Here is an 18,957-nt window from a genome sequence, read left to right on the forward strand (position 1 = left end):
TGAAACAGGACTTATGTCCTGTACCAAAAATTCGAAGAGCATATAAAGTATTCACATATTGATAACGAGGTACCCATGGCAAGAGCACTCATCTTAATGGCAGATAGCCTAGGAATTGGCGCAGCACCTGACGCAGAGCAGTTTGGTGATGTAGGCGCAAATACCTTTGCTCATTTACTTAAAGCCTATGCAGAAGAAACAGGTGAGCACTTATCGCTACCTAATCTTACCCGTTTAGGTTTAGCTGATGCATGCGAAGCCGCAGGTAAAGAACCTTGTTTAGTCAGTGACCGCCAAGCACCTATTGGCGCATGGGGTTACGCTAAAGAGTTATCAAGTGGTAAAGACACGCCTTCAGGGCACTGGGAAATGGCCGGTGTACCTGTGTTATTTGATTGGGGTTACTTCCCTAATACACAGCCGTGTTTTCCCCAAGAATTTGTTGACGAGCTAATTGCTCGCGCTGAGATTCCTGGCATTTTAGGTAACTGTTATGCCTCAGGAACTACTATTTTAGAACAGCTAGGTGAAGAACATATGCAAACCGGCATGCCGATTTGCTACACCTCAGTTGATAGCGTGTTTCAAATAGCCGCGCACGAAGAATCATTTGGACTGGAGAAACTTTATCAGGTTTGCGAAATCGCACGGGCGCTGCTTGATGAAATGAACATAGGAAGAGTGATTGCGCGGCCATTTTTGGGTTCGAGCCGTGACGATTTTGCCCGTACAGGTAATCGTCGTGACTATTCGGTGTTGCCACCGTCGCCAACCTTGCTTGATAAATTATCGCAAGACGGCGGTGAAGTGATCAGTATTGGTAAAATTGCCGATATCTATGCGCACCAAGGCATCACCCAAAAACACAAAGCGCCAGGGCTAATGAACTTGCTTGAGAAAACCTCAGAAGTGATTGCAAGCGCACCTGACCATAGTTTGATTTTTACAAACTTAGTTGATTTTGATGAAAAGTACGGTCATCGCCGTAATGCAGTTGGCTATGCTAAAGCATTAAAAGAGTTTGATGATTACCTGCCGACCATTTTAAATCAGCTAAATAGTGATGATGTATTAATTATCACGGCCGATCACGGATGTGATCCAACAGCAGCAGGCACTGACCATACACGTGAATACGTGCCAGTACTTGCATACCAACCGGGAATGACAAACACCCCGCTTGGAGAACGAGCTAGTTTTGCAGACATAGGTCAAACCCTTGCCCAGTGGTTTAATCTTCCTGCACTTGAATACGGTGATAGCTTTAACGACAAGCTATTAGCGAACAAAAAAGGAAACCAATAATGAGTACTCCTCATATCAGCGCCAATGTAGGCGAATTTGCAGAAACGGTATTAATGCCGGGTGATCCGCTTCGCGCTCAATACATTGCTGAAAACTTTTTAGATGACGCAAAACAAGTAACAGGCGTTCGTAATATGTATGGTTTTACCGGTACCTACAAAGGTAAGCCAGTTAGTATTATGGGTTCTGGGATGGGTATTCCATCAATGTCAATTTATGCCCGTGAATTGATCGTTAGTTACGGCGTTAAAAATCTAATTCGTATTGGTACCTGTGGCGGTATTGGTAGCGATATCAAAATCCGTGACGTAATCTTTGCACAAGGTGCAAGCACAGATTCAAACGTAAATCGTGCGCGCGTACGTGGTTACGACTTTGCCGCAATTGCTGATTTTGGTTTACTACTTAACGGCGTAAACGCAGCAAAAGAATTAGGCATTGAAGCGAAAGTAGGTAATGTATTCACAACAGATACATTCTACCAAGCAGATAACACATTCTATCAAGAATTAGACAAGCTAGGCGTACTTGCTGTTGATATGGAAACAGCTGGCATGTACGGCGTAGCCGCTGAATACGGCGCAAAAGCGATGGCACTATTTACAGTGAGTGACCACGTAATCACTGGTGAAGCAACACCAAGTGAAGAGCGCCAAAGCACCTTTAACGAAATGGTTAAAATTGCTCTAGAATCAATTTAAATAAGTTCCTTGGTAACGTATTCACTGAAATTTGGAAACACGCCCAAAGTGAAGTGAGACTAACCTCAAAGCCGCATTTATGCGGCTTTTTTTATAGCTACCTGTTTACCACGCGTAAAATCCTGCCCGCATCTCGCAATTTTAAGCCTTGATAAATAAAAAAGAGTTGTAATCATAAGCAACAATACTTTATTGTTAGTCTTTTAGGTTTGTACCTAAAAAGTAAATAATTAATAAACTCTCTTGGACAAAAATACTAAGGATTAGTATGAAATATAAATACCTACCTCTAAGCCTTGTCTTTTCATCTTTACTTACTGGTTGTGGTGGCAATAGTGATAGTAATGAGGAATCTAAACAAGAATTAACAAATTCGGCACCCGTTGCAGTTATTGATACTAGTTCAACCCTTAATGGTGAAAGTGTTGTAATTAGTGTTTTGGAAAATGACACAGATAGTGATGGTGATGCGTTAACTGTTGCGCAAATATTAACGCAGCCAACTCACGGAACAGCAACGATTTCAAATAATGAAGTGCTTTATACTCCGGTTGATGCAAACTTTGCAGGAAAAGATAGCTTCAGCTATCAAATAACCGATGGAGAAAAAACGTCACAAGCAAGCGTTGAGCTAACTTTATATCAGCAGTTGACTTTACATGGGCAAGTGGTTGATAAACCAATTGCAAATGCTGATATCTCTTTAACAATTAATGGCGAAACACTTGAAACTCAAGCTGATAGTAATGGCTTTTATCAGTTAGATGTTAAAACGTCAGATATAACCGATATGCTTTTATTAAAGGCGATTGGTACGGCTAATGATCAAAAACACGTCGAGTTAGTTAATTTATTTGGGAGTTTTGAAAGTGTAATGCTAGCTTCGGGTGAGGATCGCATTTTTTCATATGAGCAAGGAAACAATGCCAACATCACTCACTTATCGACTGCCCACTATTTATTGGCTGAAGAACAAAATGCTGAAGACACAATAATTACCCAAGAAGCTTACGATAGTTTTTCTGCACAAATATCACCAAAGGAATTATTAGATACTGCAAGTTTTATAAAACTGTTGGTCGATAATGACAACTATACAGTTGCTGAAGGTACATCGTTGACTTTACTAAACTCTGGTGAAGTTAAAGAGGCAATAAATGCTTACTTAGTGAGTATTGCTGCAATGGATACGCAAGGTAATCTAACCGAGCAGTATGAAGCTGATTTCACACAAGCGAAAAATGACTCTATCAGCAGTACTGATTTGGTTTTTACTGAACAAGAGCTCACTGAGCAACCACTATTTACATTTTCAGCGTACCGTAAAAAGTTAATGCCGCTATATGCAGATAAAACACTTATTTTGAATAGTGATCATCAAGGTAAAAGTATAGTCGCTAAAAATAACGATATTCGAGAAGCGAGTGTTGAGTGGAAAATCGAACAAGGTAAGCTTGTATTCGATTTTGCAGAAGACTCTGTTTTACGATATGCAATCGACTTAAGCTTCAACATTGATAGTGGAATGGTAGAAATTGCTAATAAATGGGGCGAAGATATCGCCATAGCAATACGAGATGCTTACTACAAGGGCAAAATAAATTCATTTATTATTGTTAAAAAGTACCCACTAAAAAGAACGGTTTCTAAATTAGCCAATGATAAGTCAGGTGTTTTAGCATACATTTCTGGGGTAGATGTTGAAGAGTTAGAGATCCCGGAAGCCGTTGAATGGGAATCAGATACTCTAATTTACGAAAAACCAATTGATGGAGCATTGAAAATTGTTAACGGCACCAATGATGAATTTTCATTGCTTAATTCAGAACAGTTAGTTGGGGAGTGGTCTGTCCCATTACTGTATGTTGCAGAGGAAGTTTCAGGAAGCACTCTTAATCATGAGTTCTTAACAATTTCAGGTGTGACAGCAACTGCGAAACACACAGGTAAATCTTATGTAGTAGAGCGCTTAGAAAATAGCTTGGTGCTTTCTAGCTCTACAGAAAAAGTGACTTATACGCCGATTATGTCTGATAGTCATCGTTACTTAACCTTTGTACAGCAATGGGAAAATGATGAACTAATTTTTCAAGGTACAGGCTCCGTTGTTAAGGTACAAGACGATGCTGAATTGTTTTTTGACAACATGATTACTGAGCTACCAAAGGTGTATCAACCTATGATTACAGTAATGAATCATGGTAGTGAGAGTGTATATGAAGATGACCTAATGAATATTGATTATCTATTTGCTTACCAGTTTGATGCGAACAATACTGTAAAGCGGGCTATTCGTTCAGCTCATTTAATAGATGGGCCTGATAACTATTTTCACATTGGAACCGAATGGGCATGGAGCCGAACAGAAAACCAAATTAAAATGGGCTATGAAAGCGATTTTGATTTGCGCTATAGATTTTGGGACGTACTAGCATATGTTCCTGAATCAAATTCTGCATTAGTACATGAGTATGGTTATTATGGTTATGATGAGGATAATAATGGTGAAATTTCTGAGGATGAAATTGAAAACTTAATTTATCCTCGCATTAACTTTATCAAACTAGAAGATCTTAGCCTTTGGGAAGCAGCATGGCAAAACACGGTTGATAAAGGCTTATAACCTAATTAATGAAACCCTATCAAAGCCGCATTTATGCGGCTTTTTTTATGACTACTTATTTACCTCGCGTAAAATCCTGCCCGCATCTCGCATCTCGCATCTCGCATCCGACCCTTAAAACTTGAAAATTCAAGCAATTGTTGCCACCTTTAATAGAGGAACAACAATTGAGGATGTGTATGTCTAATTGGGTTGAAGCTAAGGTTAAAGACGTTAAATGGTGGACTGAGTCATTATTTAGCTTAATCGTTAATGCTGATGTCGAACCATTCACGGCGGGGCAGTTTACAAAGCTTGCAATGCAAGTGGGTGATAAACGTGTCGCACGTGCATATTCTTATGTGAATGCGCCGAATAATCCCGACCTCGAGTTTTATCTTATCAATGTGAAAGACGGGCAACTTTCTCAACAACTTGCGCAATTAAAGCCGGGTGACTCAGTGACTATAGAGCGCCGCGCGACTGGCTTTTTTACTCTTGATGAAGTGCCAAGCAGTGAGCAGCTTTATATGCTGAGTACAGGCACTGCGCTTGGGCCTTTTATTTCAATATTAGAGCAGGGCGAAGTGTGGCAAAAGTTTGAGCATGTTCATTTAGTGCATGGAGTTCGTCTTAATGAGGACTTAAGTTATCAGGAGCGCATTAAAGCGCTACAGCAGCAGTACCCAAATCTTTACTATTCGCCTGTAGTCAGCCGAGAGTCAGCCACAATCGGTTTTAATGGCCGGATAACAGACGTAATAAAAGACCATCGTTTATTTGATGTAATAGGGCGCCCGACTGTACCTGATACCGCACAATTTATGATTTGCGGTAACCCACAAATGGTAAAAGATACCTCGGCTATTTTGTTAGAGCTTGGTTTTAGCCGCAACAGGCGCCGTGAACCTGGGCAGATCACAGTAGAGCAATATTGGTAAAAAACTATGCCAAACAGCTAGAATTTGCTACCTTAGCGCCTCAAATCAGGAATGATGCATTTAGGAAAAGTATGAAACCGTTATTTTTTGCAATCAGTTTATTATTCTCTTGGCAGTCAATTGCAAGTGACGAAACCACCGAACAAACCGAGCCTCAAACGAGCAATGAACAAAAAGCCGAAAAGAAGGACGTACCAAGCTTAGAGTTTATTGAAGAAAAGCCAGCAACAGAGCAAAAATCAGCGGCGGAAGCTGAAAAAACCACAGCAGAAGAAAAAGCGAAAGCTGAAGAAGCAGCTAAAACAACGACTGCAACCACAACAAACAGTGACGAGCAAAAAGCCACTGCCGAAGCGTTAAAAGCGGTTGCAGAAGTCGATGACAGTAAAGTACTCGGTACACAAACCCCAGCACCTGCTGAGCAACCAAAAACAGTTGCCGAAAAACAGCAAGCAGTCGCAGAAGCAGAAAAAGCCGTTAACCAAGCTAAAGAAGCACTAACAGCTAAGCAGCAAGAAAAAGCGCGCCAGTCACGTGAATCAATGGCAGTGATTGAACAAGTTATCGCTGCGTACAACGCTCGCAACATTGATGCTTTTATTAAGATGTATGATGAAAACGTTGAGTTTTATACATTCCCGAATGAGCTTATGTTTACTGGTAAAGAAAAGCTTATTGCACGATACGGTATCATGTTCAAAAAGCTAAAGTGCATTAAGTCATCGCCAATTAAACGCATCGTACTTGGCAACATCGTGATTGATCATGAACTCTCTGAAACTTGTACGCAAGACCCGAAAGTCGTCGACAAGCGCTCAGAGTTCGTCACCAGCTACAAAATAGAGAATGGCAAAATAACCAAAGTGTTATTCTTCCGATAGAAAAAAGAGCAGCCCAGCTGCTCTTTTTTTATGGGGGAAAGTTAGTGGGTTCAAGTTACAAGTTAGCGAGAGTAAAGTTAGCGAGTTTCAAGGGGAAAGCTGCGAGTAACGAGGTGCGAGTCTGTAGCAGCGATTTTACATCGCGTCCTAGCGCCTAGAGCCTAGGACCTAAATCCTAGAACCTATGACGCGGGATAAACCCGCTGCTACACGTAGGCGTGAAACTTGTTTCGCTCGTCTGACTGACCGCGCTTTTCTACGTTCAATTCGGTACTAAAGTACCTCCTACAATGCCTCGAACAAGGCTTTCATTGCAGAGATAAACACTCGAACTAACCACCCCCGCAGTTCGGCTGATATCTAATATCTGACCTCTAACGGCTAAAAGCCAGAGATTTTACATCGCGTCTTAGAACCTAGGGCCTAAATCCTAGCGCCTATAACGCGGGATAAAACGTAGGCGTGAAACTTGTTTCACGCTATTACTCTTCATTTATTTCAGGAATTACACCTTTTAAGCGAGTGATATCTTCATCACTAACGTCGGCAAAATGTTTAAAGTGAGTCGGCCAATCTTTGCAATATTCTTCAATCTCTTTGATGATGTTTTTTGCTGCAGAATTTGCTAATCCAAATCGCTTAGCCTGAGATAAAAAATTGCTTTTACTTGCATAACGACCATCATCGCCAAAGCCAAGACCATGTTGTTTTGAGTTGTTGATTGGAGTGATGTCATAAGCTGGACTTAATCGCCAATTTTTTTGTGAAAATGAATATAGGAATGCATGATTGCGAGTGTGATCATCTGTATTACCAATATACGCATTGAACACCATTCGCTTAAACAACTCTTCAGCATCACCTGCATTTTGCATTGTTTGATGCCTTATAAATTCAGCTAATTGACCATATGAGTAGTCACTTGAAAGATCACTCATAGCAACTTTAGGTTTTTGAAGTAAGCTATTCGCACTTAAAAAGTGGTGTGTTGGTAACCCATTACTAACATCAAACCGCTCAACAAGTAGCACATCACCGGTATGTGTTTTATGAATAAAGGTAGGAGCCGTTCGAATACCAAGCTGTTCCGCCATTTTCATTGCAGCATGTTCAGCTCTGACTAGATTGAATAAATCATCTTGGCGATTGAATTTTGCTAAGTAGAGTTTGTTGTCAATTTGTATAGAGGTCTTCGGTCTAGCTCCCCCCATGCTTTGGCCAAACTCAAATGCTTTCTTAGCTTCATCAGAAATTGTTTTATTCGCCAGCAAGTCATCTTTAGCTTGGTCTAGCAAGGCTAAATCAGACAAGGTGTTTTTGTTAGTTTTATGCTTTGAGGCACTTCGCGAGAGACTAAAAACAAGAGCTCCTACGCCATACCCAGACCCAGCTAATAAAAATTCTAACTCGTTTTTGGGTTTTGTAGTATGAAGCGAAAGAATTAACTTGCGCCCCCACGAGTCAGCTCCTGCATCACTCAATACGCCAAATAGACCTCTGTTTGCGCTGTAACTGAAAATCCCCGATTTTAATGGCAGATGTACTGGATCTAGAGCAAAGGCATCGCTTCGGGCTAAATAGCTCTTACCATAGTTGAACTCACCGCGACCTGATTGATTATCTAATTTAAAGTAACCACAAATAACGGGTTTTTCTTCTAAACCATCTATAAAGACATAGCACTCAGAAGTCATCATTAATTTCCTGTGGTGAATTTCGTTTGCGTTGGCGCGCATTGTAGCCACCTACGTCTGCAGCTAATTCATTTATTTCGTCAAGCAGTGCTCCTTGTAAGTTAAGTACAACCAGCGCTTCAAAAAGAATGTCACTTTTCACAACATCACCTTGCTCCAACTTTTGTACAGTTGAACGTGATACCCCAATCATTTTCGCAAATGTACTTTGCGTATAATGAAGTGTTCGGTGCTGGCGTATCAAATCGCCCAGCTTTTGTGCCATTTTTGCTGCCTGTTCAGAACGCATATTGATTGCTTTTATAATCATTAGGTATTTAATGATTAGTTTAGCGGTATTTGGGGCTTTTGCAATAGAGGGGGATTAAGTTAGCAAGAGTAAAGTTAGCAAGAGTAAAGTTAGCGAGAGTAAAGTTAGCGAGAGTAAAGTTAGCGAGAGTAAAGTTAGCGAGAGTAAAGTTAGCAAGAGTAAAGTTAGCAAGAGTAAAGTTAGCAAGAGTAAAGTTAGCGAGAGTAAAGTTAGCGAGAGTAAAGGTACGAGTAACGAGATGCGAGATATGAGATGCGAGATATGAGGTAGCAGCGATTTTACATCGCGTCCTAGCGCCTAGGACCTAGAACCCAGAGCCTAACGCTTATTACGCGGGATAAACCCGCTGCTACATGTAGGCGTGAAACTTGTTTCGCGCGTCTGACTGACCACTCTTTTCTAAGTTCAATTCGGCACTAAAGTACCTCCTACAATGCCTCGAACAAGGTTTTCATTGCAGAGAAAAACACTCGAACTAACCAACCCCGCAGTTCGGCTGATATCTAATATCTGACCTCTAACGGCTAAAAGTCAGCGATTTCACATCGCGTCCTAGGCTCTAGGACCTAGAGCCTAAATCCTAGTGCCTAGGACCTAAATCCTAACGCCTATGACGCGGGATAAACCCGCTGCTACATGGGGGGGCGACTAAACCGTTTCGTTTAACAACGAATTAAAGCTGTCGTTGTCGTGCAGGCTGGCAAACGCGCTCTCGTGTAATAGCTCGTTACGCAAGTTAGGAGAATACTCAAGGGCCATGCGAATATCAGCCATAGCATCGGCGTGTTTGTGCAGTAATGCATACGCACAAGCACGTTGCCAGTATGCATAGCCGTAATCGCTATCGATTTCTAATGCTTGATTACAAAGTGCAATAGCTTCTGTGGTTTGATTCTTTTCAAGTAATGCATCGGCTTTATAGGCAATCGCTTCTACATCTTCTGGCTTACGTTTTAAGATCTCATCAAAAATTTCAATCTTATTGGCAACATCGCTTTCTAAATTGGCACGCATCCATAAAGAGTGAACCTCATTCGTAATTGAGATCTTTTTCTGATTCGTTAAGATCTCTTCAGATCGCTCACGTAGTTTTTCTTCTAGTACTTTTAATCGCTCTTCGTATTCTTTGGTGATTGCACTCACGCGTGTATTAACAATGTCTTCTACTTTGTTTTTAACATCACGCAGCGAATTCCAGCCAACTAGAACTAAAATTGAAGCGGTAATGGTAATAATAAAAAAGACATTATTAATGGTGTCGGTTGTATAAGTTAATGCGCGGTCGGCAGTATCAAGTTGTGTGTGAGCAACTTGTTTGGTCACATCTTCACGCAGTTTCTGTTGGTCTTGGCGCACTGCTTTTAATTCATCAAGAATATAACGCTCTAACAATGGCTTATACATAGGTTCTTGAAGTTTATCGAGTGCTTGTTGTTGTTCTGCTTCATTCAGTGCAGGGCGGTTTTCAGGTTCATTTTGAGCTGCTGCAAACGTGCTAAAGCTCATTAAAAAAGTAATTAAAATTAAGGTATAACGCATGATCTTTTCATTTTTAGTGAGTTCTAGAGTAACTGTAACATGCGTGAGCACTGTGGACTAGGCAAAAAAAAACCAGCTCGGGGGAGAGCTGGCCAAACTGCTTAAACAACATAAAGTCGTAAGGGGTATCAACAGGAGTTAGGTACAATATACCCCTGTTTATCTGAACAACTACTTAATACTAAATGAGTTTTTAAAAACTTATATTCGTTCTGTCAGAATCATAATGTTCGTCTAGACTTAAGGAGTCGTAAAACTAAAAGGTGAGAGTATGCGCCAACAACTAGTCCAACTGCTGTATGGAGTATCAATTTCTTCCGATCTTGATAGTGGCAATGTTGAATTAGCTGAACGCTTAATTCTAAATGCTGTTCTTGATGGCCTTGAAATTGGCCGAGCTGGGATTTGGCTTTTAAATGCCGAAAACACGGCGATTGAGTGTCGTTTGTTACTTGATAGAGAAAACGGCAAAGAAATTCAAATGTTAGTGCTCCCTCGTGATGCATACCCAGCCTACTTCAAAGCGCTCGACACCCAACGTACGATTACCGCAGTAGATGCTCATACCGACCCTGCCACCTATGAATTTAGCGAAAGTTATTTAACCCCTCTTAATATCGGTGCAATGCTTGATGCACCAATTCGCTATAAAGGAAAAATGATCGGGATTTTTTGCTGTGAGCATATTGGTGGCAAGCGGCATTGGACAGAAGATGAATGTTCATTTATTGGTGCATTGGCAGATCTTTATGGCAGAGCCCTGTCTGCACAAGAGAATGAACGTATCAATGCAGAACTTGAGCGCGCCAATCAGCATCTAGAGCAACGTGTAGCTGAACGTACGCGTACACTTGAAAAAACCTTATCAGAACTCACCGCAATGCAAGAAAAACTCATAGAAGCCGAGAAAATGGCTTCACTGGGTAATCTTGTTGCGGGCATTGCACATGAAGTCAACACGCCTATTGGCATTGCAGTAACCGCGAATAGTTCGGCAAAAGATAAACTCAGTGCCCTTAACAAACATATAGAGGCAAATACCTTAACAAAAACGGCCTTACTCGAAGGTATGAATCACTTAAACGAGTGCATCAAAATATCATTTACCAACCTTGAGCGGGCTGCAAAACTGATTAGCGACTTTAAGCAAACCGCAGTTGATCAGTCATCGCTTAATTTACTAGATACCAATATTAAAGATTATCTTGAAAATATATTGCACAGTCTTATGCCGCTAACGCGAAGCCATAGTGTCGAAGTAAACATCGACTGCGTCGAAGACTTTTCGTTGATCACCGTACCAGGGGCGCTTAGCCAAATAATTCTAAACTTAGTTAATAACAGCTGCGTGCATGGCTTTATTGGCCGAGAGCAAAACCGCATAGATATTGCTGTGAGCATAGATAATGACAATCACAGCTACACTGTCACCTACAAAGATAATGGCCATGGCATGACTGAAGATGTTATGTACAAGGTGTTTGAGCCATTTTTTACCACCAAACGAGGGAGTGGCGGCAGTGGGTTGGGTATGTCGATCGTTTATAACCTTGCAACGCAAGCGCTGCAAGGTGAAGTGAGCATCGATAGTAAACCCGATAACGGTGTTACTGTCACCTTCAAACTACCTATGAAACTCGCATAACTAATTAATTTTTAAACAAGTTGCAGGCTAAATAATCTGGTGACTGGGTAATGAAATTAAAAATTAATCAGTTTGCTTGGCAAGACAAGAAATATCTGAGCATTTGTTGTCTTTGCAAAACTGTTTTATGCGTTTTTTAGAATATAAATAATTAATGCTTAAAGGTGTGATTAACAACGCCAGCCAAAACAATACTGAGCTTCTAAAGGTTAGCCCGACAAGCGAAGCAACTACCAGCCCCGTTAACATCAAAATAGGTAAATTGGCGATAAAAAAGTTAATACTTAGTTGTCTAGCAACATCAGGATTAATAGTTTTCATAAGGGCTACTCGCTGTTAAAAAATACCCTTATAAAATGGACGGTTTTACAAAATGAATCAAATCAGATTTTTCTATCGGTGCAATCGATTTAAAACCATGATCTAGATCTAGCTTTATTTATATACAACTCCTATAGTTTTAAACAACAGGAACTTATTTGCTATTAGTTATTCATAACTATTAGAAAATCTCTCTTTATGACGAAAGGGATAAAAGCGACTTTTTAGCGTTTCGTCATATTTTTAGCTTATGAGGAGCATATAATGAGTAATGGAAAAACGGGCCAGTGCCCGGTAATGCATGGTAGTAACACTGTCACCGCTCAATCAAATACCGACTGGTGGCCAAACGCACTCAATTTCGACATTCTTCATCAACACGACAGCAAAACGAATCCTTACGGCAAAGACTTTAATTATGCAGAAGCATTCAAATCTCTTGACCTTGAAGCAGTTAAAACCGATTTAAAAAACTTAATGACCGAAAGCCAAGAATGGTGGCCAGCTGACTGGGGCCATTACGGTGGTTTAATGATCCGTATGGCGTGGCACTCAGCAGGTTCATACCGTTTAGAAGATGGCCGCGGTGGCGGTGGTACGGGTAATCAACGCTTTGCGCCATTAAACTCATGGCCAGATAACGCTAACTTAGATAAAGCACGCCGTTTACTTTGGCCAATTAAAAAGAAATACGGTAACAAACTTTCTTGGGCTGATTTAATGATCTTAGCCGGTAATATGGCATACGAATCAATGGGTTTAAAAACTTTTGGTTTTGCAGGTGGCCGCGAAGATATTTGGCATCCAGAAAAAGACGTTTACTGGGGCGCTGAAAAAGAGTGGTTAGCACCTAGTGATGAGCGTTATACAAATGTAGCTAAACCAGACACCATGGAAAACCCATTAGCAGCGGTACAAATGGGCTTAATTTATGTGAACCCAGAAGGGGTGAATGGTAATCCTGATCCACTTAAAACGGCTGAACAAGTTCGCGAAACCTTTGCCCGTATGGCAATGGATGACGAAGAAACTGCAGCGCTTACAGTCGGTGGCCACACTGTGGGTAAAACCCATGGTAATGGTAGCGAAGAGAACGTTGGCCCTGAGCCAGAAGCGGCTGATGTGTTTGAGCAAGGCCTTGGCTGGAACAACCATAACTCACGCGGTATTGGCCGCGATACCATGACATCAGGCATCGAAGGCGCGTGGACCACTCACCCAACTAAATGGGATAACGGTTATTGCTACTTACTGCTTAACTACGAGTGGGAACTTAAGAAGAGCCCAGCAGGTGCGTGGCAGTGGGAACCAATCGATATTAAAGAAGAAGACAAACCAGTTGATGTAGAAGATCCATCAATTCGTTTAAATCCTATTATGACCGACGCCGATATGGCGATGAAGATGGACCCAACCTATCGTAAGATTATCGAACGTTTTAACGATGATTTTGAATACTTTAGTGATGTGTTTGCACGTGCATGGTTCAAACTAACGCACCGTGACTTAGGCCCTAAATCACGTTATTTAGGTGCCGATGTACCAAGCGAAGATCTGATCTGGCAAGATCCGATCCCAGCGGTGGATTACACCTTATCAGACAGCGAAATTAGCGAGCTTAAAACCAAGCTACTTAACTGTGGTGTAAGTCAAGCAGACTTAATTGCAACAGCATGGGACAGCGCCCGTACTTACCGTGGTTCAGACCATCGCGGTGGTGCAAATGGTGCACGTATTCGCCTAGCACCGCAAAAAGATTGGCAAGGTAACGAGCCTGAGCGTTTAGCTAAAGTATTAAGCGCACTTGAATCAGTACAAGCGGGTTTAAGCAAACCAGTAAGCCTCGCTGATTTAATTGTACTTGGTGGCTCTGCTGCGGTTGAACAAGCTGCAAAAGCAGCGGGTGTTGACGTCACTGTGCCATTTGCGCCGGGTCGTGGTGATGCTACAGACGAGATGACAGATGCAGACTCGTTCGACGTACTTGAGCCAATTCACGATGGTTTCCGTAACTGGTTGAAGAAAGATTACGTGGTTTCAGCAGAAGAGCTAATGCTAGAGCGTACGCAATTAATGGGCTTAACAGCACCAGAAATGACCGCTCTTGTTGGTGGTATGCGTGTACTTGGCACTAACCACGGCGGCTCTAAGCATGGCGTGTTTACAGATAATGTAGGCACACTTAGCACAGACTTTTTCGTAAACCTAACTGACATGGCTTACACATGGAAGCCAACAAGCAATGGCCTTTACGATATTGTTGAGCGCAGCACAGGTGCAACTAAATGGACAGCAACACGCGTTGATTTAGTGTTTGGTTCAAACTCAATCCTACGCTCATACGCAGAGTTTTATGCACAAGACGACAACAACGAACGTTTTGTAAGAGACTTTGTCGACGCATGGGTGAAAGTAATGAACGCCGACCGTTTCGATATTTAACTTAAAATTCCGTTAAGTACAAAGGCCACACAGTTAAACTGTGTGGCCTTTTTTATTTAAAGAAGTTAGCGAGTTTCAAGGGGAAAGGGGAAAGTTACGAGGGGAAAGAGTAAAGTTACGAGGGGAAAGAGTAAAGTTACGAGATGCGAGATGCGAGATGCGAGATGCGAGATGCGAGATGCGAGGTAGCAGCGATTTTACATAGCGTCCTAGAGCCTAGAACTTAAAGCCTAGCGCCAAGGACGCGGGATAAACCCGCTGCTACACGTAGGCGTGAAACTTGTTTCGCGCGTCTGACTAACCGCTCTTTTCGACGTCCGATTCGGCACTAAAGTACCTCCTACAATGTTGCATAAGAGGCATTTTTGTTGCGAAAAACTCTCGAACTAACCAACCCCACAGCTCGACTGACATCTAACATCTGACCTCTAACGACTAGAAACCAGCGATTTTACATCGCGTCCCAGAGCCCAGAGCCTAGGACCTAGCGCCTAGAGCCTAGAACCTAAATCCCAGCGCCAAGAACCTCGCCAAGGACGCGGGATAAACCCGCTGCTACATGTAGGTGTGAAACTTGTTTCGCGCGGCTGACCGCTGCAAGCTCCTTTACTTTTCAATCCCTAACCAATAACTGTTTTGGTATATGTTTTCTTCAACTTCTTTATCGCTGTAGTTATAGATACGCTGCCAAAACAGGCGGTCGAAAATGAATTTATCTGCTTCTTTATGAATAATTTTAAAATTAATTAAAGAGGCATATAAAATTTCATCATCGCCTAACACTTCATCCTTACAGCTAGCATAATCAACTGCGCCTGGGCACTGAGACATCATTGCAAAACTAATACTATTATCAGCTTCAAATTGCCAATAGGTATTTGGCGTAAAGTTAGCTCTGTTTTCAAGGCCATATTGATCAGCATAATAGAAGCTGCCTTTACCATCATCATTTATAAACCAGTATGTTTTCAGGTTGCCGCTGGTGTAGTCTTGACGTAAGTAGCTAAATAGATGCTTATAGTCATCAAGAGTGATGGTTGAATCATCAATCACTTCCAAAAATTCATACCCTAAGCGAGCCTGACGCTCTTCTTTATTTCGCTCGCGCACCATGAGAGTTTTACCATCAGGTTGAGTGAAAAATTGTAAGCTGGTATCTAGGCCATTGCCGGTTACCTTAACGGTGTCGCCATTATTGTCTAAGTTGTAATGCCACTTGAACGAGTCGGTACTTATTGGCGTATTGAATGTTACCGTTGCAGTGTCGGCGGCAGTGATAGTGAAAAATGATGGTAAATAGCGAAGCGTTAATCCTTCACCTGTATCTGAATTTTTATTATTTAAGCGGCCAGTATACGTTTTACCCACTTTAAGCTCAGGAACCGCAATCGGTGTCAGTTTTTGTAATGCAACAACCGATGTTTGCACTTTCATAGCTTCAGTTAGCTCTTCTGACTCAACAATATTCGCAGCGTCAGCTTCATCATGATAGCTAAGAATATGTTGCAGTTTTAGAACCGCAAAATCATCGAACTGCGCAACTACTTCGGCATTAACGAGGTTAAGGTCAAACTCTACATTCACCTCGTAGCCTTCTTTATTTAGCTGATTTGCATAGCTGTTCGTAATAAATTTGTCGCCATTAATCGCTAACGATTTACCTTCTAAGGTCGCCGAAAACTCTGCATAAGGGAATGATGTGGTACTGCCTGAAGCTGTTGGAATATAGCTTGCTATCGATACTTCAAAATAGCTTTCTTCACCTTCGGTGTTTATATGATTCACCATGTGAAAAGTATTGTCATCCATATCAACATAATACGCAGAGCTAAGCTCTGTATTTGATTTATAAAGGGTAACTACTTCGCCTTTATCGGTTGATACATTAAAAAGCTCAACACGAATAGCGTCATCGCGCTTAGCTAACACTTCCATTTCAAGAAGGGCTTGTTGATTACACTCATGCAAACAATCAATTGCTTGGGTATTTAACGCAATAACATCAGGATTTGACCATCTAAAACGGCTTAACTCACCGTTTTGAGCAATCACACCGGTGTCTTCAGAGGCAAACGAAAGCTGCACGCTGCTATCGCTTGACTGCCAATTCCCCATCACTTCGCTGTTGCTAAGCTCAATTGGTTGCCATGCGGCACGGTTTTCAGCGACATTAACGGTTAGGGTATATTGGTTACTTGCTTTACCATCAGAGACTTCCACAGTAAAAGCGTGGTTAGCAACGTCGAATAGGCTTGGCTCAGCACTAAAAGTTACTTGATTACTGCTGGTGGATACAGTCAGCCATTCTGGCTTATCAATAATCGTTGTTGTCACACTGTCGTTTTGCTCATCTTTTAAATCAACAACTAAATTAGCTGATTCAAGCGCTTTAATAGAAAGGGCCAGTGAGCCTGAGAGGGTAGGCGCAGTATTTTGCTCAACTTTTACATCTGGTTTTTTGTCTGTTGATGAACCGCCACCACACGCTGTTAATGCCAGTGTTAATGCCGATACGCTAAGAAGCTTTTTCATTTACATCCTTTAAAGTTTATTTTTCTTTGTAAAAGAGATGCAAATTACCTAAATTGGGTAAGTCAGTCAAAGGTATTATGTAACTGAACGTAAACAAAAAAGGTGAGCTAACTTGCTCACCTTTTCGAAGAAGGGGTTACTGCGCTTGTTGCGCAACATGGTCCATATATTCGTCAAACGTGCCCTGAAAATCGATAAGCTGTTGATCTTTAATATCGATGATACGAGTCGCCAATGACGATACAAACTCACGGTCGTGGCTCACAAAAATCAGTGTGCCTTGGTAATCTTTTAATGCATTATTGAGTGCTTCAATGGCTTCCATATCCATGTGGTTGGTTGGCTCGTCCATAATGAGCACGTTGATGTCTTGCATCATGAGCTTACCAAACAATAGGCGGTTCTTTTCACCACCCGAACAGTTACGTGCTTTTTTGTTAGCGTCATCTGCAGTGAATAATAAACGGCCTAACATAGCACGAACCATTAAATCGTTGTGCTTAGCGGTGCGCCACTGCGACATCCAATCAAATAGAGTTAAGTCGTTATCAAACTCTTTGCTGCTGTCTTGCGGGCAATAACCAATGCTGGCATTTTCAGACCACTTAACCACACCTTCGTTGCTTTGTAATTCATTCACTAGGCAGCGTAATAGGGTGGTTTTACCAACACCGTTTTCACCAATAACCGCAAGCTTAGCGCCGGCTTCTAGTAATAAGTCACCACCGCTGAACAGGGTTTCACCCTCAAAGCCATGACCTAGCTTGGTAAGCTCTAATGCTTGGCGATACATCTTTTTGCCTTCGTCAAAACGAAGTGATGGGCTAATACGGCTCGATGCTTTTACTTCATCAAGCTTAATTTTATCCATGCGCTTAGCACGAGAGCTCGCTAGTTTTGCTTTTGATGCGTTAGCACCAAAGCGGTTTACGAACTCTTGTAGCTCGTCAATTTCGGCGCTCTTCTTTGCGTTTTCAGCAAGCAGCTGTTCGCGTTGCAAGCTTGAAGCTTCAATCCACTTTTCGTAGTTACCAGGGTAAATTCGTAGCTCACCGTAATCGATATCGGCCATGTGTGTACATACCGAGTTTAAGAAGTGACGGTCGTGAGAGATAATAATCATCGTACACTTACGCTGGTTAAGCTCGTTAGCTAGCCAAGTAATGGTGTGAATATCAAGGTTATTGGTTGGCTCATCAAGCAGCAAAATATCAGGGTTTGCAAACAGCGCTTGTGCTAAAAGTACTCGAAGTTTCCAGCCCGGCGCAACGTTTGCCATTAAGCCGTAATGAAACTCTTGCTCAATACCCGCTTGGATCAAAATTTCTTCCGCACGGCTTTCTGCTGTGTAGCCATCCATTTCGGCAAAAATGCTTTCAAGCTCAGCGACTTTCATACCGTCTTCTTCACTCATTTCTGGTAGTGAGTAGATACGGTCGCGCTCTTGTTTAACTTTCCAAAGTTCTGCATCACCCATGATCACCGCATCAACCACAGTGTATTGCTCAAACGCAAACTGATCTTGGCTTAGCGTACCTAGCTTTAAACCCGGCGCAATCGACACATTGCCAGACGTTGGCACAAGCGCACCACTTAGAATTTTCATAAAGGTCGATTTGCCGCAGCCATTCGCGCCAATTAAACCATAGCGGTTACCGTTACCAAACTTAGCTGAAATGTTCTCAAACAGAGGCTCTGCACCAAACTGCATGGTGATATTAGCGGTTGAAATCAACGAATTATTCCTAGAAAAATACTGACAGGGTTATGGGCGCAGCAACTGCGAAAATAAACAAGCAATAGGGTAAATAATAGGCCGCGGATTATACAGATCAGCCCCAAAGAACGCTATTAAAAAAGGAAAGTTTCAAGGGGAAAGTTAGCGGGTTAGAAAGAGTAAAGGGGAAAGGTGCGAGTAAGCGATTTTACATCGCATCCTAGCGCCTAGATCCTAGCGCCTGATGTTTCCCGCGTAGGACTGGCTTTAGCCGGGAAATGTATTAAATTAGCGAGTTTCAAGTTACGAGGGGAAAGGTGCGAGATG

The 18,957-nt window shown here is 41.9% G+C and carries 14 protein-coding genes; 7 read left to right on the forward strand and 7 right to left on the reverse strand.

Annotated features, from left to right (window positions below; all coding sequences use genetic code 11):
* Nucleotides 1–75 precede the first annotated feature (75 nt).
* The 5 genes from NH153_RS11490 (at nucleotide 76) to NH153_RS11510 (ending at nucleotide 6,430) form a co-directional block, all read left to right on the forward strand.
* Entirely contained in the window at nucleotides 76–1,305 is a 1,230-nt protein-coding gene (locus NH153_RS11490; RefSeq protein WP_063703926.1) for a phosphopentomutase, read from the forward strand.
* Entirely contained in the window at nucleotides 1,305–2,006 is a 702-nt protein-coding gene (deoD, locus tag NH153_RS11495; RefSeq protein WP_036972525.1) for a purine-nucleoside phosphorylase, read from the forward strand. Before NH153_RS11490 ends, deoD begins: the two co-directional genes overlap by 1 nt.
* 268 nt (nucleotides 2,007–2,274) lie before the next feature.
* A complete protein-coding gene (locus NH153_RS11500; RefSeq protein ID WP_063703929.1) occupies nucleotides 2,275–4,629 on the forward strand; it encodes an Ig-like domain-containing protein in 2,355 nt (784 codons plus the stop codon).
* A gap of 179 nt (nucleotides 4,630–4,808) precedes the next feature.
* Nucleotides 4,809–5,549, forward strand: coding sequence for a ferredoxin--NADP reductase (locus NH153_RS11505; protein WP_063703931.1), 741 nt, complete (start codon nucleotides 4,809–4,811; stop codon nucleotides 5,547–5,549).
* Between the two features lie 71 nt (nucleotides 5,550–5,620).
* Nucleotides 5,621–6,430, forward strand: a complete 810-nt coding sequence (locus NH153_RS11510) for a nuclear transport factor 2 family protein (protein ID WP_167350242.1) — start codon at nucleotides 5,621–5,623, stop codon at nucleotides 6,428–6,430.
* Between the two features lie 482 nt (nucleotides 6,431–6,912).
* On the opposite strand, the gene NH153_RS11515 is transcribed toward NH153_RS11510, so the two are convergent.
* From NH153_RS11515 to NH153_RS11525, 4 genes are all read right to left on the reverse strand, one after another.
* On the reverse strand, nucleotides 6,913–8,124 hold the full coding sequence (locus tag NH153_RS11515; RefSeq protein ID WP_063703934.1) for a type II toxin-antitoxin system HipA family toxin: 1,212 nt from the start codon (nucleotides 8,122–8,124) through the stop codon (nucleotides 6,913–6,915).
* Nucleotides 8,114–8,413 carry a helix-turn-helix transcriptional regulator gene (locus tag NH153_RS11520; RefSeq protein ID WP_063703937.1) on the reverse strand — a complete coding sequence of 100 codons (300 nt, stop codon included), beginning with the start codon at nucleotides 8,411–8,413 and terminating at the stop codon, nucleotides 8,114–8,116. Before NH153_RS11520 ends, NH153_RS11515 begins: the two co-directional genes overlap by 11 nt.
* Nucleotides 8,414–8,453: 40 nt before the next feature.
* Nucleotides 8,454–8,711, reverse strand: coding sequence for a pentapeptide repeat-containing protein (locus NH153_RS22065; RefSeq protein ID WP_082874065.1), 258 nt, complete (start codon nucleotides 8,709–8,711; stop codon nucleotides 8,454–8,456).
* 371 nt (nucleotides 8,712–9,082) lie between these two features.
* Nucleotides 9,083–9,973: a tetratricopeptide repeat protein gene (locus NH153_RS11525; protein ID WP_063703939.1), complete on the reverse strand. Its 891-nt coding sequence runs from the start codon at nucleotides 9,971–9,973 to the stop codon at nucleotides 9,083–9,085.
* A 271-nt stretch (nucleotides 9,974–10,244) separates the two neighbouring features.
* Between NH153_RS11525 and NH153_RS11530 the strand changes: the two genes are divergently transcribed.
* A complete protein-coding gene (locus tag NH153_RS11530; protein ID WP_063703941.1) occupies nucleotides 10,245–11,618 on the forward strand; it encodes a GAF domain-containing sensor histidine kinase in 1,374 nt (457 codons plus the stop codon).
* 63 nt (nucleotides 11,619–11,681) lie between these two features.
* Here NH153_RS11530 and NH153_RS11535 read toward each other — a convergent pair whose 3' ends face one another.
* Nucleotides 11,682–11,939, reverse strand: a complete 258-nt coding sequence (locus tag NH153_RS11535; RefSeq protein ID WP_063703943.1) for a hypothetical protein — start codon at nucleotides 11,937–11,939, stop codon at nucleotides 11,682–11,684.
* A gap of 264 nt (nucleotides 11,940–12,203) precedes the next feature.
* Here NH153_RS11535 and katG point away from each other — a divergent pair, with 264 nt between their 5' ends.
* Entirely contained in the window at nucleotides 12,204–14,381 is a 2,178-nt protein-coding gene (katG, locus tag NH153_RS11540) for a catalase/peroxidase HPI (protein WP_063703945.1), read from the forward strand.
* Nucleotides 14,382–14,987: 606 nt separating this feature from the next.
* Here katG and NH153_RS11545 read toward each other — a convergent pair.
* Nucleotides 14,988–16,913 carry a hypothetical protein gene (locus tag NH153_RS11545; protein WP_063703948.1) on the reverse strand — a complete coding sequence of 642 codons (1,926 nt, stop codon included), beginning with the start codon at nucleotides 16,911–16,913 and terminating at the stop codon, nucleotides 14,988–14,990.
* A gap of 136 nt (nucleotides 16,914–17,049) precedes the next feature.
* A complete protein-coding gene (locus NH153_RS11550) occupies nucleotides 17,050–18,648 on the reverse strand; it encodes an ABC-F family ATPase (RefSeq protein ID WP_082874043.1) in 1,599 nt (532 codons plus the stop codon).
* Nucleotides 18,649–18,957 lie beyond the last annotated feature (309 nt).

The sequence above is a fragment of the Pseudoalteromonas gelatinilytica genome (assembly GCF_001641615.1).
GTDB lineage: Bacteria > Pseudomonadota > Gammaproteobacteria > Enterobacterales > Alteromonadaceae > Pseudoalteromonas > Pseudoalteromonas gelatinilytica.